This is a genomic window from Mucilaginibacter sp. PAMB04274 (genome assembly GCF_039634385.2).
In the GTDB taxonomy this organism is placed as follows: domain Bacteria; phylum Bacteroidota; class Bacteroidia; order Sphingobacteriales; family Sphingobacteriaceae; genus Mucilaginibacter.
In genome coordinates, this window is record NZ_CP155081.2 from 2,441,855 (window position 1) to 2,458,350 (window position 16,496).

Annotated in this window: 12 protein-coding genes; 9 read left to right on the top strand and 3 right to left on the bottom strand. The window is 42.4% G+C overall.

Annotated features, from left to right (window positions below):
• Positions 1-3: 3 nt before the first annotated feature.
• From ABDD95_RS10310 to ABDD95_RS10340, 7 genes are all read left to right on the top strand, one after another.
• The gene (locus ABDD95_RS10310; RefSeq protein WP_345951808.1) at positions 4-1,440 is read left to right on the top strand and encodes a S41 family peptidase; all 1,437 of its coding nucleotides are present in this window, start codon (positions 4-6) and stop codon (positions 1,438-1,440) included.
• Between the two features lie 58 nt (positions 1,441-1,498).
• The gene (locus tag ABDD95_RS10315; protein ID WP_345951809.1) at positions 1,499-3,922 is read left to right on the top strand and encodes an ABC transporter permease; all 2,424 of its coding nucleotides are present in this window, start codon (positions 1,499-1,501) and stop codon (positions 3,920-3,922) included.
• Between the two features lie 89 nt (positions 3,923-4,011).
• Complete coding sequence (locus ABDD95_RS10320; RefSeq protein WP_345951810.1) at positions 4,012-6,378, top strand: ABC transporter permease; 2,367 nt, start codon at positions 4,012-4,014, stop codon at positions 6,376-6,378.
• Positions 6,379-6,706: 328 nt separating this feature from the next.
• Complete coding sequence (locus tag ABDD95_RS10325; protein WP_345951811.1) at positions 6,707-7,384, top strand: ABC transporter ATP-binding protein; 678 nt, start codon at positions 6,707-6,709, stop codon at positions 7,382-7,384.
• Positions 7,385-7,392: 8 nt separating this feature from the next.
• The gene (locus ABDD95_RS10330; protein ID WP_345951812.1) at positions 7,393-8,820 is read left to right on the top strand and encodes a TolC family protein; all 1,428 of its coding nucleotides are present in this window, start codon (positions 7,393-7,395) and stop codon (positions 8,818-8,820) included.
• Between the two features lie 79 nt (positions 8,821-8,899).
• The gene (locus ABDD95_RS10335; RefSeq protein WP_345951813.1) at positions 8,900-9,502 is read left to right on the top strand and encodes a porin family protein; all 603 of its coding nucleotides are present in this window, start codon (positions 8,900-8,902) and stop codon (positions 9,500-9,502) included.
• Between the two features lie 126 nt (positions 9,503-9,628).
• Positions 9,629-10,792 (top strand): zinc-dependent alcohol dehydrogenase, encoded by a 1,164-nt coding sequence (locus ABDD95_RS10340; protein ID WP_345951814.1) that lies wholly within the window; start codon positions 9,629-9,631, stop codon positions 10,790-10,792.
• Positions 10,793-10,873: 81 nt separating this feature from the next.
• On the opposite strand, the gene ABDD95_RS10345 is transcribed toward ABDD95_RS10340, so the two are convergent.
• Positions 10,874-12,133 (bottom strand): nucleoside permease, encoded by a 1,260-nt coding sequence (locus ABDD95_RS10345; protein ID WP_345951815.1) that lies wholly within the window; start codon positions 12,131-12,133, stop codon positions 10,874-10,876.
• Positions 12,134-12,312: 179 nt separating this feature from the next.
• Complete coding sequence (locus ABDD95_RS10350) at positions 12,313-12,912, bottom strand: bifunctional nuclease domain-containing protein (RefSeq protein WP_345951816.1); 600 nt, start codon at positions 12,910-12,912, stop codon at positions 12,313-12,315.
• 279 nt (positions 12,913-13,191) lie between these two features.
• Between ABDD95_RS10350 and ABDD95_RS10355 the strand changes: the two genes are divergently transcribed.
• Complete coding sequence (locus tag ABDD95_RS10355; protein WP_345951817.1) at positions 13,192-13,533, top strand: tetratricopeptide repeat protein; 342 nt, start codon at positions 13,192-13,194, stop codon at positions 13,531-13,533.
• An 82-nt stretch (positions 13,534-13,615) separates the two neighbouring features.
• Positions 13,616-14,815: a chromate efflux transporter gene (gene chrA / locus ABDD95_RS10360; protein ID WP_345951818.1), complete on the top strand. Its 1,200-nt coding sequence runs from the start codon at positions 13,616-13,618 to the stop codon at positions 14,813-14,815.
• Positions 14,816-14,847: 32 nt separating this feature from the next.
• Here the strand turns inward: chrA and dnaB are convergent, their stop codons facing one another.
• Positions 14,848-16,401, bottom strand: coding sequence for a replicative DNA helicase (gene dnaB, locus ABDD95_RS10365; RefSeq protein ID WP_345951819.1), 1,554 nt, complete (start codon positions 16,399-16,401; stop codon positions 14,848-14,850).
• Positions 16,402-16,496: the final 95 nt, after the last annotated feature.

Here is a 16,496-nt window from a genome sequence, read left to right on the forward strand (position 1 = left end):
CAAATGAAATTTTCTAAAACCTTATCACTTTTAGTTGCTGCAGCAAGCTTATGCATGCATGCTCACGCACAAATGCCCAACACGCTTAAGCCTGAGGAGAAAGTTTACGGACTATCTAAATTTTGGCAGGAGGTGAATTACAACTTTGTTTATCTAAGTAAGGTTAACCGTACCGCCTGGGATAGTTTGTACACGGCTATGATACCAACTGTACAGAAAACAAGTAATGATTATGAGTATTATCGCGAGTTACAGCGCTTTTGTGCTTTTTTAAATGATGGTCATACCAATATCTACATGCCCCCTGTAATTGGCAATCAGGTGTTGAATACCATGTTTGGCAACTACCGTCTGTTCATTCAAAACATAGATGGACGCGCAATTATCACCCGAACTAATCTTTCAAAAAAGGACGAAATTCCTGTAGGCAGCGAGATTATTGAAGTAAACGGCATGTCTACCCATAATTATATGGCAAAAAATGTAAGACCGTATATTGCATCGTCTACCCGCTATGTGCTCGACGACCAAGCGGCTTCAAATTTGCTGCAAGGGCCAACTGGCACAACCTACGCGCTCAAAATTAAAACACCAAAAGGAGCAGTCAAATCATTGCAGTTAATCCACGCAAAAACCGAGGAGAAGGAAACCTATCCGGCGCTCACCGAACCTGATTTGCTTAATTTAAAATGGTATCCTAACCAGGTAGCGTACGTGGCTTTAAACAGTTTTGGCGACAAGAAGATTGATAGCTTATTTATACAAAAGCTACCCGAGTTGTATAAAGCTAAGGCCCTTATTATCGATCTGCGTAATAATGGAGGTGGCAGCACTGGCATTGGGGCAGCCATCTTGGACTATCTCACCAATGACAAAACATTTTACGGCTCTAAAATGGTAAGCCGGCTGCACGTGCCCTCTTTTAAAGCATGGGGTGTGGGCCTAACACCAAAAGACACTGTAAATAGTGCTTGGGCAAGCAAAGCTTACCTTAACAACCATGATGAGCGTTATGAGCTTATCACCGCTTCAACCATACATGTTAACACAGCGAAAGCACCTAAAGTGATTGTGCCAACTGCCGTACTCATCGGACACAATACAGCCTCTGCAGCCGAAGACTTTTTAATTTTTGCCGACAAACAACAGCACATGATTAAAATAGGCCAAAATACGTTTGGAAGCACCGGCCAGCCCTATAATTTCGACTTGCCCGGAGGTGGAGGTGCGCGTGTTTGCACCAAAAAAGATACTTACCCAGACGGGCGCGAGTTTGTAGGCTACGGTATAAAACCTGATATCGAAGTGCTGCCTACCGTAAAAGACTTTGTTCAGAACAATGACGCAGCATTGAACAAGGCATTGGCCTTCTTAAAAGGCAAAAGCCTGCAAAATATCGGCGTGAGTAAATTGCAGCCAATGCCACGCAGTAGTAAATAAAGCACAAGCCATTCATTAGTGCTGAGCAGAATGTTCCGCTCACCAAAAATTTACCATTATGATTAAGAACTACTTAAAAATAGCCTGGCGCAACTTGTGGAAAGGTCGGGTCTTTAACCTAATGAACATCGTTGGGTTATCGGTAGCAGTAGCTTGTTGTACACTCATCTTCCTGACCGTTTTTTACGAGTTCTCTTATGATCGCTTTCATGAAAAACTGGAAAACATTTACCAGGTATATAATATTTCGAACCGGCCGGAGGGTGTGGAAAAGACCTCGTCGATGTCTATACCTTTTGCACCTGCATTAAAGGCCGAATATCCAGCCGTAAAACACATAACCCGTAGTGCCAATGCAGGTGCACTGGTGAAGTACGGCAATAAAGAGGTGGAGCAAGGTGTACATTTTGTGGACGAAGATTTTCTGAAGATGTTTACTTTTCCACTTTTACAGGGTAATGTAAACACAGTTTTTTCCGGCCTTAACAACGTTGTAATTACCAAAACTGCAGCTAAAGCCATTTTTGGTAATGAGCCGGCACTCAACAAGACCGTTACTTTGACTATCGGCAATGAGGAAAAGCCTTTTGTAGTTAGCGGTGTCATGAAAAAATTACCCTCAAACTCGAGTTTGGAGTTTGATATGCTGGTGAGGTTTGAACATTTTCCAAACTACAAAACCGATGTTGACAGATGGGATAATCGAACACATTTTGTACTTGTAGAATTTGCTGAGAACTATGACCCCAAGGTTTTCAGTCACCAAATGAAACCCTTCGTAACGAAGCACTATACACAAGACCTGGACCTACTGAAACGCGAGGGTGCAAAGCCAGATGCAGACGGAGATCTATTTAAGTTAGGTATCGTCCCGTTTGCAACAAATCACTTTAATATAGACTTAGGGGGCGTTGAAGGAAATTCGGTAAGTAAAACATATCCCATCAGCCTAATTGTAATAGGTTGTTTTATTCTCATTATTGCTTGCATTAACTTTATTAATCTTTCGGTAGCCCGCGGCTTTACCCGTGCCCGCGAAGTAGGTGTACGCAAAACCTTAGGTGCTGGCAAATGGCAGCTACTGCTGCAATTTTGGACTGAAACCATTCTAGTTTGCCTTGGCGCTACCATAGTTGGTTTACTGATTTGCGTGTTGGTAGTAGACCTGTTCAAGGCAATTTTTAAGAGTAAAATCAGCTTATCAATGCTTGCCGAGCCAGTCCATCTGGCAGGCATACTTATTTTGTTTCTGGCAGTAACTGCTATAGCCGGCTTTTACCCGGCTTTAATGATGGTGCGTTATAAAACTGTTGCGGTGTTAAAAGGAGACGTGAGTGCTGGTAAGCCGGGCAAATTGCGTAATACCTTGTTAGTTATACAATTTACCCTATCAACGTTGCTTATCATTTGTACCATTATAACCTGGCAGCAAATAAACTACTTGAGCGAAAAGCCGCTTGGTTATAACAAAACAGAAGTGCTCAGCATACCGGTTAGTAGGGGAATTACGGGCGAAAAGGCTTTGCAGCGGATGCGTAACGAGCTGCGTAACAATACAAATGTGCTGGGCGTTAGCGGCGCTTATCTGAACATGGGCCGCGGTAATGATGGCTCATCACGCACATCAATTTTAGGTTTTACCGTAAACGACCGGGAAATACGCACCAATATTCAGCGTGTAGATTACGACTATGCCAAAACACTCGACATTAAACTGGTAGAAGGCAGGGAGTTTGATCCGAACTTTCCGGGCGATAGTACAGCTATTATTATTAACGAAAGCATGGCCCGGCAACTGGGAGGCAAGAACCTGTTGGGTAGTTTCCTGCCCATGTATGATCAGCAACCTAAAGCACAGATTATTGGTATTGTAAAAAACTATAACTTCAAGTCACTGCACGAAGATATTGGCTCTTTAACCTTGACTATGGATAAAGGTTACACCATTAATTACATATTCGTTAAAGTAAAACCGGCAAGTCTTATTCATGCCTTTGATGAAATAAAAGAAAGTTGGCACCGCCAATATCCTAACACCGAATTTAAAGGAGCATGGCTTAACGAAAACACCGAGCGCCAGTACTTAAGTGAACGCCGTTTATCAGGCATCTTTGTAAGCGGTGCTGTGTTGGCCATTGTTATATCATGTGTTGGCTTATTGGCTATCTCTATTATGATGGTATTGCAACGTACCAAGGAGATAGGTATACGTAAGGTATTAGGGGCAAACGTGGCCGGCATTGTGTTATTGCTTTCTCGCGACTTCGTCAAACTGGTTTTGCTTGCAGCCATAATATCTTTTCCGATAGCTTGGTGGCTAATGAACAAGTGGCTGCAAGGCTTTGCATATAGGATAAGCATCCAGTGGTGGGTTTTTGTAGTATCAACCATACTAGCTATAGTGTTGGCTTTTATTACCATTAGCTTTCAATCTATACGAGCGGCGTTGGCCAATCCGGTTAAAAGCTTGCGGAGCGAGTAATCCGGGTTCTTTTATTATCAACGGTTTAGAACCCGCAGTTTTTCCTGGTCTGAATACAAATTTTTCAAAATATTTATTACTGCCGTACCATGTTTAAAAACTACATCAAAATTGCTTGGCGAAGCTTGTTAAGCAACAAAGGTTTTTCGTTTATTAATATTACAGGTTTGGCTGTTGGCATGGCGGCAGCAATGTTAATTGCGTTGTGGATACAAAACGAAATAAGCTTCGACCGTTTTCATAAAAATATCGATTCCCTTTACGTTGCTTATAACCGGTCAACTTTTGAAGGAGAGGTAAATTGCTGGTCTACCACACCAAACACATTAGGCCCGGCCTTGGCACAAGAATACCCTGAAGTGAAATCGGCTGTACGGGTCGATTATGCAGAAAGACATTTAATAGAATACAAGGGTAAAAAGCTGGAAGCAGATGGCTTTAATGCAGATCCGGGCTTTTTTGACATGTTTAGCTTTCCGTTGATAAGCGGAAATAAACACGATGCGCTAAGCAGTTCCAATCACATCGTAATTAGCCAGGTTTTTGCCAAAAAGATGTTTGGAAGTGAAGACGCGTTGGGCAAGATTATCATGTTTGACAATAAACACAGTTTCGTTGTAAGCGGTGTTATGAAGCCGCAGCCATCCAACACCCGTTTCCAGGGTGATTATATTACGCCATGGTCTTTTATAAAAGTATTTTGGGGTCGCGATGATCAAAATTGGGGAAATAACAGTTACCGTACTTTTGTCCAGCTAAAGCCAGGCGCATCCTTAGAGCAATTCAATAAAAAAATAATCAACATTACTATACGGCACAGCAAGCATCAGGAAGATAATGAGGTTTTCCTTTATCCGCTGAGCGATTACTATCTGCATAATATTTTTAAGGATGGTAAACCGTCGGGTGGCAGGGTAGAAGTAGTGCGTTTGTTTAGCATAATTGCAGGTATTATACTACTTATTGCTTGTATAAATTTCATGAACCTGAGTACGGCCCGCAGCGAAAAGCGTGCTAAGGAAGTAGGCATACGCAAGGCCGTCGGCGCAATTAAAGGCGCTTTGATTGGTCAGTTCCTCATTGAGTCGGTTATTGTTGCCCTTATTTCTGGTATCATTGCTATTGTGCTTGCGCAGGTAAGCCTGCCACACTTTAATAGGCTGGTGCAATGGCAATTGAGCATTCCTTATGCTAACCCTTTGTTTTGGCTGTGCACGCTAGCTTTTATTTTACTTACCGGCTTACTGGCCGGATGTTACCCTGCATTGTACCTTTCTTCTTTCAAATCGGTAGAGGTTTTAAAGGGTACTTTCCGTTCGTTCAACGCCCTGATTACGCCACGCAAGTTATTGGTTATTGTGCAGTTCACGTTTGCTGTGGTAATGATAATTAGCACTATCATAATACGCAGACAAATACAATATGCACAGCAGCGCGACAATGGCTATGATAAAAGCAACTTGGTATATACGCCTTTTTCGGGCGATATTAAAAAGAATGAGAAACTCATCAAGAATGAACTACTCAACTCCGGGGCTGCTGTTGCTGTAAGCATTACCAGCTCAAATTTGGTTACGAGCCAATCCAACTCATGGGGGTTAGAATGGCAAGGGAAAGCACCAGGTGCCAAGATTGTTTTTGACCAAATAGCTACTCAAGGCGACTTTATTAAAACTGTAAAGATACCACTGGTTGACGGACGCGACATTAACCCGGCGGCTTACCTCACAGATTCTACCGCCTGCCTGATAAATGAATCGGCCGCTAAAGTCATGAACTTTAAAAAACCTATCGGTCAGATTATAGATAAAGATTTTGTAAAGTGGCATGTAGTCGGCGTATTTAAAGACTTTATTTGGGGATCGCCATTTGATGCTAAAAACCCGATGTTTGTTATGGGGCCAAGAAGCGAGTGGGACAATGTTATTAATTATCGCTTAAATCCAGCACAATCAATAAGTGCTTCGTTGCAAAAGGCCGAAGCTGTTTTCAAAAAATTTAACCCTGCTTTTCCTTTTAATCCTCTGTTTGTTGATCAGGAATATCAGGCAAAGTTTAAAGAACAACAACGTACAGGCAACTTAGCCGGCACGTTCGCTTTGCTAACCATCATCATATCGTGCTTAGGTCTGTTTGGCTTGGCTGCTTACATGGCCAGCAGCCGTACCAAAGAGATTGGCGTACGTAAGGTATTGGGCGCCTCGGTAAGCAGCATTGCAACGCTTATCTCTAAAGACTTCCTGAAGCTGGTTATGATCTCTATTTTTATTGCTACGCCAATAGCCTTGTACGCTATGCATAGCTGGCTTCAGGGCTATACTTACCGCATTGAAGTTGAATGGTGGGTTTTTATACTGGCCGGTTTTGCAGCCATTATAATTGCAATGGTTACAGTAAGCTTCCAATCTGTTAAGGCCGCAATTGCCAACCCCGTAAAAAGCCTGCGGAGCGAATAATGCTGTTAACCGAATTGAATTCGGTTGATAATTGTTCAGTTCGACGGCACAACTTACAGTACAAAAAACGTATCTGTTAGTTGTGCCTTTTTTGCTTTTTGATCTGAAACTGCCAGCAACATGTTTACACGTGCCTAATCGAATAAGCAATTGATCTTATAACTGTATCACAACCGCACAATGCATGTTACACAAGCGAACAGCCGTATGTTACTAAAACCATCTATAGGTTTTATAAACAGCACTTTATGGTTTTGGTATAGAATTCATGTATAGCATAATGTATAATAAGTTATCTTCAAACAACTAATCACTCATCATACTGCAAATGCTGTCACTTAAACAAATATCAAAATTCTATAACACTGGAGCTAATAAAACCTATGTGCTTAACAAAGTAGATTTGGAGGTTGAAAAAGGAGAATTTCTATCTATTATGGGGCCGTCGGGTTCTGGTAAGTCAACGCTGCTCAACATCATAGGCATGCTCGATCAGCCATCTGAAGGTTATCAATACTTTCTAAATGAACCGGTTCATCAATTGAAAGAAAAACAACGTTCAACTTTGTATAAGCAAAACATAGGTTTTGTTTTTCAGGCCTACCATTTAATAGATGAGCTGACAGTATATGAGAACATTGAAACGCCTCTGCTATACCAGGATGTAAAAAGCGCAGAACGAAAGGCATTGGTTGCCGACATTTTAGACCGCTTTAACATCGTAGGCAAAAAGGATTTGTTTCCGGCTCAGTTATCGGGTGGCCAGCAGCAACTGGTGGGTATAGCACGTGCACTTATCAGCAAGCCCAATTTATTATTAGCGGATGAACCCACTGGCAATCTGAACTCTAAGCAAGGCGAAGAAATTATGGACCTTTTCAAAAAATTAAATCAGGAAGATGGTGTTACCATCATCCAGGTAACGCACTCAGAAAAAAATGCCCAGTACGGTTCACGCATCATCAACTTGTTGGATGGCAAAATCGATTCGACCGTTTTATTGTAAGCAAGGTTATGCGCTATCTCATTTTATTGATTATTTTACTGTGCCTCAATAGATCGGGCCAGTGTCAGTCTGCCGATTCTGTATACAATCTGCAGCAATGTATCGATATTGCCATTACCAATAATCTAACAGTTAAACGCAGCGAGTTGGATATGGAAAGGAGCAGGGTATACTGGCAGCAGCAGCGTGCGGCTTTGCTACCTACTTTTAATGGTGTGGTAAACCATGGGCTAAGTACAGGGCGTGGCTTGGATCCGTTTACAAATACTTACTTAAACCAGCAAATTGCATCGGCTGATTATGGCGTAAATGCAAATCTGATACTTTTCAACGGCTTGTCGGTTCAAAACAGCATACGCCAAACTGCCTTAGCCTACCAGGCCGGAAAGATGGACTTTGAACAAGCCAAAAATGATATAACGCTAAATGTGATAACCATCTACCTACAGGTAATAAACAACACTGATTTACTTACACAAGCTAACAACCAACTGGAGGTTTCTAGGCAACAGGTACAGCGTTTGCAGGTAATGAATGCCAATGGCGCAGTTAAGCCATCAGATTTTTATGATGTTAAAGGCCAGCAGGGAACCGACCAGTTGACGGTTATTAATGCTAAAAATGCCTTGGACGCATCAAAACTTAATTTGTTGCAAATTATGAATGTGCCCTACACCCGTAGTATCACTTTGCAGCGCCTGGATGCCAGCCAAGTCTCATCAACCAAGTTCAACGAATCTGCCGAACAGATATACACCACTGCCATACAAAACTTGCCGCTGGTAAAAGCAGCAACCTTGCGCAGGCAGAGCGCCGAAAAGCAAGTTAAAGTGGCCAAAGGCAATATGCTTCCGGTATTGGCATTATCGGGCGGATTAGCTACCCGGTACTCCAATGCCGCACGCAAGTCTATTTTTGTTGACTCGATGGAGGTTAATACCGGTGCATTTATAAAAACAGCCGGTGGCAACCAGCCAGTGTATGCTTATAACCAAAATTTTTCGAGTGATAAGATAGGATACTTTAATCAGTTTAAGAATAACTACAATACGCAGGTTAATTTAGGCTTGCAAATCCCCATACTTAATGGTTTTGTTAGCCGCAACCGAGTGGCTTTAGCTAAAATTGATTTGCAAGAAACCCGTTATGTAGAAGAAACCACACGTATACAATTGAAACAGAATGTAGAACAGGCCTACATTAATATGGCATCTGCTTATGAAAGGTTTCAGGTATTAACCGAACAGGTCGACGCGTTTAAAGAATCATTCCGCACTGCTGAAATACGTTTCAATGCCGGCGCACTAACCTCAGTTGATTATATTGTGGCCAAAAACAATCTCGATAGGGCTAACAACAATTTAATTAATGCGCGTTATGATTATTATATCCGCACCAAAATATTAGATTATTACCAAGGTAAATTGAACTTTTAGTTAAGTGAGTGTTTCAAGATTAACAATAAAGCCGCACAAAAATGCGGCTTTATTGTTATGCAAATACACACATACTACTATGAAAAAATACTTTTATCTATTAGCCATTACCTTGTGCACCGGATTTTCGGCGTCAGCTCAGTTCTTGCCGAGTTTTAATTTCGGCTTAAAAGCAGGTGCAAACCTGTCCTCTTTTTCTACAGAAAACACTTTAAGCAGCAGTCACCGTGCTGGTTACCTTGTAGGTGCCTGGGCAAGGGTAGGCGCTGTAGGGTGGCATTTTCAACCTGAGCTGTATTATACCAGTAAGAACGTTAAGTTAAAGGATGCAACAGCCGGAGCTGAAAACACCGCCGAATTTCAAAGCATTGATCTGCCCTTGCTGGTTGGCAGAAAGTTTGGCATGTTTGGCGTTGCCGCCCGGGTTAATACCGGCCCATTAATTTCGTTTGCCATCAATCATGACCAAAGTGTAGGTGATGCATTTAACAACGCAGCCAGGCTTCGGGTACATGATCAAAATTATGCCTGGCAATTTGGCGCAGGGTTAGATTTTCAGCGCATGTCGTTAGATTTGCGTTACGAGTTGGGTTTAAACAAACTTAGAAATGGCAGAGGTGATTCTGAAATTCGTGCAAATTTGTTTAACCTCACTTTAGGTTACCGTTTGTTTTCTTTATAAAATTACACAACTACACGTTAGCTCTAAACCTACAAGGTTTAGAGCTTTTTTTATATATAAAACCAAGAGCTTAACTATCTGTTAATTTAATTGTTATAACATTAATTATAATAACTAAATCTACTTATGAAAGCAGCAGTTTTTCACAAACCGGGTGATATTAGCGTAGACACGGTTGAAGATCCGAAAATTGAAGAAGCCAATGATGTGATATTAAAGGTTACTTCGACCGCAATCTGCGGGTCAGACTTGCACATTCTGGACGGAGGCATTCCGCAGGCAAGCGATATTATAATGGGGCACGAATTTATGGGCATTGTTGAAGAAGTCGGCCCCTCTGTTCGAAATTTAAAACGAGGTGATAGGGTAGTCGTGCCTTTCCCGATTGCATGCGGGCAATGCTTTTTCTGTACCCATGGCGCTTCGCCGCATTGCGAGAATTCCAATCATGAGCACTACGGCCCACAAGGCGATATGCTGGATAATAAAGGCGGTGCCTTATTTGGCTATACCGACTTGTATGGTGGTTATTCGGGCGGACAAGCCGAGTACGTACGAGTACCTTACGCCGATGTAAGCCCCCGCATTGTGCCCGATAACATGACAGATGAGCAAGTGCTTTTCCTGACGGATATATTTCCAACCGGTTGGTCGGCCATTGACTGGGCGCAAATGAAGGGTGGCGAAGTGGTGGCCATTTTTGGTTCTGGCCCGGTTGGGTTAATGGCTCAAAAAGCTGCATGGTTAAACGGTGCAAGCAGAGTAATAGCAATTGATCCGGTTGATTACCGCCTGAGAAAAGCCCGCGAGGCTAACAAGGTGGAAACGCTTAACCCGAATGATGTAGATGTCGTAGCAGCAATTAGGGAAGTGACCGGCGGACGTGGTGCCGACGTTTGTGTAGATGCCGTGGGTTTTGAAGCGCAACGTTCATTTCTTGATAAAGTGAAAGCTACACTCAACTTCGAGAAAGGTAGCATGAAGGTACTGGAAATGTGCTTTGAAGCTGTGCGTCGTAGTGGTACCGTAACCGTAGTAGGTGTATACGGAACTCCTTATGACAACTTCCCGGTTCACCGCATGTTTGATAAGGGTATCACCATTAGGCAAGGGCAAGCACCTGTACTTAATTATATCGATCATCTGATAGATCTGATTAAACAAGAAAAAGTCACTTTAAATGATATCATATCGCATACACTTCCTCTAAGCGAAGCAGCTCATGCCTATGATATTTTCAAGAACAAGCAAGATGATTGTGTGAAGGTGGTACTAAAGCCGCATGCATAACAACAACAAACAAAAAAGGCTACCATTTTCGGTAGCCTTTTTTGTTTGTTACATATCGGCATCGGCAGCCAATATTATTATTTATGCGTGCTGTATAGCGTCTTCAAGCGCTTTGTTGTGCTTGTACCGAAACACGAACGGAAATACAACAGCAATTATAAGGGCATAAGCTGCAAAGGTTAACCATATGCCGTGCCAATTCTTACTCTTATCGGCCAGGGTAAAAAATTCATCAATGATAACGCCGCTGGCAAAGCTGCCAAACAAAGCGCCAAATCCATTTACCATCATCATAAACAAGCCTTGTGCACTGCCACGTATTTCTGGTGTGGTTTGCGTTTCCACAAATAATGAACCCGAAATATTAAAAAAGTCGAATGCCATGCCATACACAATGCATGAAAGGATAATCATCCAAAGGCCGTCTGCGGGGTCACCAAAAGCAAAAAGACCAAAACGTAATACCCAGGCCAGCATGCTAAACAGCATCACGTATTTAATGCCGAACTTGCGCAAGAAAAATGGTATTGCCAGTATAAACAGTGTCTCAGAGATTTGTGAAATAGACATGATAATAGCGGGATACTTAACCGCAACGGTGTCTTTATAAGCAGCTACATTATTGAAATCATGTAAGAAGGTATCGCCATAAGCATTGGTGAGCTGCAACGCTGCACCTAACAGCATAGAGAAGGCGAAGAATATGGCAAACTTAGGTGTTTTGAAAAGCGCAAATGCATTCAGGCCCAGGTTGTCGGTTAGTGACTTGCCGCTGGTTTTACTTAACAATGGCGGGCACTTAGGTAAAGTGAAGGAGTAGATGCCCAGTGCCATTGATACTGCAGAAGCAATATAGAACTGATTAGCTGAAGTTTCATTATGCGTAAGACTTACCGTCCACAACGCTGCTATAAACCCGATGGTGCCCCAAATGCGTATAGGTGGATAGTCTTTAACAACATCCATATTCTTGTTTTTTAAGGCTGTATAAGCTACTGTAATAGAGAGTGATAGTGTTGGCATATAAAACACCATGTTAAGCAATATCACCCAAAAAAATGTGGAGGGATTTGTCACTAATGGCAAGCTAAACAAAACAAGCGAACCCATGATATGCATAATCCCATAAAGCTTTTCTGCGTTTACAAAACGGTCGGAGATTATACCGGTAAGCGCGGGCATAAAGATAGCTGATATGCCCATAGTAGAAAAGATGACGCCAAACTGCGCACCCGACCAATGCTTGTTCTGGAACCAATATGCGCCTATGGTGAGCAGCCACGCTCCCCATATAAAAAATTGCATAAAATTCATCAGTATCAAGCGAAACTTAATATTCATACGGCGCCCGGTTTAATCAGTTTTAGTCAGTGAAAATAAAAGCGGAAAGTAGTGAAATATTGCGAAATGAGAAAACGGCAAAAGTAGATTTTTACAGGCGGTGGGGCAGTAAAAAGCCATAGCCGAGACCGATGTTCAACTATGGCTTAATTTATTAATCGTTACTGAGCTAGCAGAATTTAGGATGCTTTTCGCTTATTCAACTCGTCTCTGATCTTGGCTGCTTTCTCATAAGCTTCCTCAGTAAGCGCGTCCTGTAGTTTGGTTTTCAATTCGTCTGTACTTAAAGAGGTATAACTGGCTGTACCCGAGCCGCTCGGTTTTTCTTCCGTCGCTTCGCTCAGGTTTTCTAAGTAAACAAAATCATTACCTTCAATCACAATGCCTGCAGTTGAAAGGATAAACTCGTGGGTATAAATAGGGCAATCGAAACGCACAGCCATGGCAATAGCATCAGATGTACGGGCGTCTATCTCAGCCGTTTTTTTGCCGTCAGAGCATATGAGCTTAGCGTAAAATATTCCGTCTACTAGGTTGTAAATAATAATTTCCTGAATATTGATGTGGTAAGCCTGGGCAAAGCTCTTAAAAAGATCATGGGTAAGCGGACGGCTCGGTGTCATCTTTTCAATCTCAATAGCAATAGCCTGCGCCTCAAAACTTCCAATAATGATAGGCAACCTCCGACGACCATTTACTTCACCTAACACTAAAGCGTATGCACCCGATTGTGTTTGGCTGTAAGACAGACCTACAATGTCGAGCTTTATTTTTTTCATATTGTTACCCATCACAAACCATTTTAACCTGTTTACAGCATTATTTATGCCGCAAACCTTTCTGTTTATTCATTTAACATCAATAACCACATTGCGGCAGGTTTGTTGAAAACGTTTGCTTTTATTTTAAGCCTGGCGTTAACACCTGTGTTAAGGCAATATTAGGTTGATGCAGTAAGCTGCAAACGTTACATTTGCAACGGTTGGGACGGCTACTAAATAAATTGATTTTTATGCCGTCCTTGCTGCAAAAATATATTAAAAAATACACAGTTTAAAATGCAGGCCGACCGCTTAACCAAGCTTCTTGAATTTTTAAAGGACGAACCGAATGATGAGTTTCTGTTATATGCCCTGGCTACAGAGTACTTAAGGCTGAACGAGGTTGATAAAGCTTTGCAATACTATGAAAGCTTAGTGGCAGAACATCCAAATTACACTGGTACATATTATCACTTGGGTAAGCTTTATGAAACGCTGAACCGAAAGGATGAGGCTGTCGTGATCTATCAAAAAGGTATGCAGATTACACGGCAGAAACGTGATAACCATGCTTTTTCGGAATTGCAGTCGGCCTATAACCAGGCTTCGGGATTATTTGATGACGACGATGATGATTAACCCGGCACTTATTTAAGGAAGCTTTTAAGATATCAATCAGCGTAAAGCGAAAGAGATTACTGCCCCGCTAAATACAGGCAAATTGAACAACCGCAAACTACTTTTTTTACGTGATGTGTTGGTTTACACCTTCACTACCTTCGGCGGGCCACAAGCGCATGTAGCTATATTGCTGCGCGAATTTGTGGAGAAACGCCGTTACGTGACAGAAGAAGAATTAATGGAGCTCAATGCCTTATCGCAAATACTGCCCGGCCCATCTTCGACACAAACTTTGGTAGGTATTGCCTGGAAGGTGGGAGGTTTGCAACTCGCTCTATTAAGTTTCGTAATTTGGGTATTACCGTCAGCAGCCATTATGTGCATAGCGGCTGTGAGCTATAAAGGCCTTGCAGCAAGTGGCAGGGTAGATGAGGTGCTGCGGTTTCTTCATCCAGCAGCGGTGGGTATTGTTGCCTATGCAGCCGTAAATTTTGCACAAAAGATACTTAAGACCAAGGTGAGCGTTTACCTGGCTATTGGTTCGCTGCTGGCGACGCTTATACTGCAAAATCCATACGCATTCCCCATATTAATATTACTGGGCGGTATCTTTTCTTCGGCCTTTGAAACGCAACCCACTGAAGATGCACTACGGGTAAAATTGTTTTCGAATGTTAACCCTAAAAAGGTTGCCTACTTTATAGGGATACTGCTGTTTTTTGCTTCGTTAGGTGCTATTATAAATCGTACCTCGCCTTTTAGCTTACCCATCCGCTTGTTCGAAAATTTTTACCGTAACGGCATTCTCATTTTTGGAGGTGGCCAGGTGTTGGTTCCGCTAATGTATACTGAGTTTGTCGAGGTTAAGCATTACCTAACCAATGCTGAGTTTTTATCGGGTTATGCTTTACAACAAGCCTTGCCGGGGCCTACCTTTTCATTTACTTCGTTTGTGGGTGCCATTACGTTAGGTAATGAAGGTTACGGTTTAGCCGGACAGATTTGGGGTAGCGTTGTTGCAGTAGTGGGTGTGAACCTGCCAGGTCTTATACTCATACTTTTTATAGTACCTTTTTGGGAAGACCTAAAGAAGATAACCCGCATTAAAAATTCATTAAGTGGCATTAATGCGGTTGCTGTTGGTTTTATGGCTACCGCTTTTATTTTGCTGGTTGCGCCTTTTGGGGGTAATTGGATGGCTTACCTGGTAATGGCGGGTGCGTTTTGTTTACTGTATTTCACCAAAATTAAAACGCCTATCATTATTCTGATAGGCGTAGCGTTAGGTTTATTGTTTTAAGTATTGGTGGTTTTTTCTAACTGTTCCGCACCTTAAAATGGTGGCTCATCATCCATGTCATCCATGCGCGACGGACGTATAATAATATTACCTGGGTTGCTGTCGAAACCCTGCGATGGATTTAAGCCTGCAAATGCACTGCCCGATGCAGGCGGCATGTAGCTGTCCATACTTTGTTCCAAATCGGTGAATTTAACGTATTTGCCTACAAATTTCAGCCTTACAGTTCCGGTTTCGCCGTTACGGTGCTTTGCAATAATTACTTCGCCCACACCTTTGGTAGGGTTGTTATCCTCGTCAAATTCCAAACCATAATATTCTGGTCTGTAAAGGAATAACACCATATCGGCATCTTGCTCAATAGAACCCGACTCACGCAAATCCGACAGCATGGGTCTTTTAGAACCGCCCGGACGGCTTTCCACCGCACGGCTCAATTGTGATAGCGCAATAACAGGCACCTGTAACTCTTTAGCTACCATTTTTAATGCGCGGGATATACTACCAATTTCCTGCTCACGGTTACCTCCGCCTTTGCCGTCGGTTTTACCGCTCATGAGCTGCAAGTAGTCAATAATGATAAGCTGAATATCGTGCTGTGATTTTAAGCGGCGGCATTTAGCTCTGAATTCAAAAATATTTAGGCCGGGTGTATCATCAATAATTAATGGCGCTTGTTCAAGGCGGCCAATTTTAGAGTGAATTTGTTGCCATTCCCACTCCTCCATTTTACCCTTACGTATCTTTTCCTGCTCAATTTCAGCCTCGCCTGATATTAAACGATTTACTAACTGAACAGAGGACATCTCTAAGGAAAAAACAACTACCGGTTTGTTAAAGTCTACGGCGGCGTTGCGTGCACAGCTTAACACAAACGCAGTTTTACCCATTGCTGGGCGTGCTGCAATAATTACCAAATCCGATTTTTGCCAGCCAGATGTCATGCGGTCAAGGTCGGTAAAGCCAGTACCTATACCCGTTAAACCATCGGTTTTATTTTTGAGCTCTTCAATTTCCTTCAGCGTTTCCTGCATCAGGTCATCCATTTTGCGCGAATCGCGGCGGAGGTTATTTTGAGCAATATCAAACAAATTCTTTTCAGCCTTATCCAGCAGCTCTAAAATATCTGTGGTGTCTTCATACGCAATATTGATAATATCGGTCGAAATGCGGATCAGTTCACGCTGAATATATTTTTGAATGATGATACGCGCATGGTACTCAATGTTGGCTGCCGATGCTACTCGGTTAGTTAACTCGGTAATATAAAAAGCGCCTCCAACCATTTCCAATTCGCCCTGCATACGCAATTGGGCCGTAACAGTTAAGATATCAACAGGCGATGTTTTTTCGAACAGGGTACGTATGGCATTAAAAATCTTTTGATGGCTTTCTACGTAAAAAACTTCTGGTTTCAATACGTCAATAACCGAAGAAAGTGCGTCTTTTTCCAACATCAACGCGCCTAAAACAGCTTCTTCCAAATCACGGGCCTGAGGTGGCAGTTTTCCGGATATCTGGTTAGGCGATGTAAATGTCTTATTGCGTCTGTCGTTGTTGGTTCGGTTGTTGTTCTCAAAAATCATGGCCTTGTCTCAAATCGTTGGGGCGACAAAAATATACAAATAGTGTAGGGTTGACGCAGGTATGGCAGATTAAAATTACTAACCGATCTTGTTGA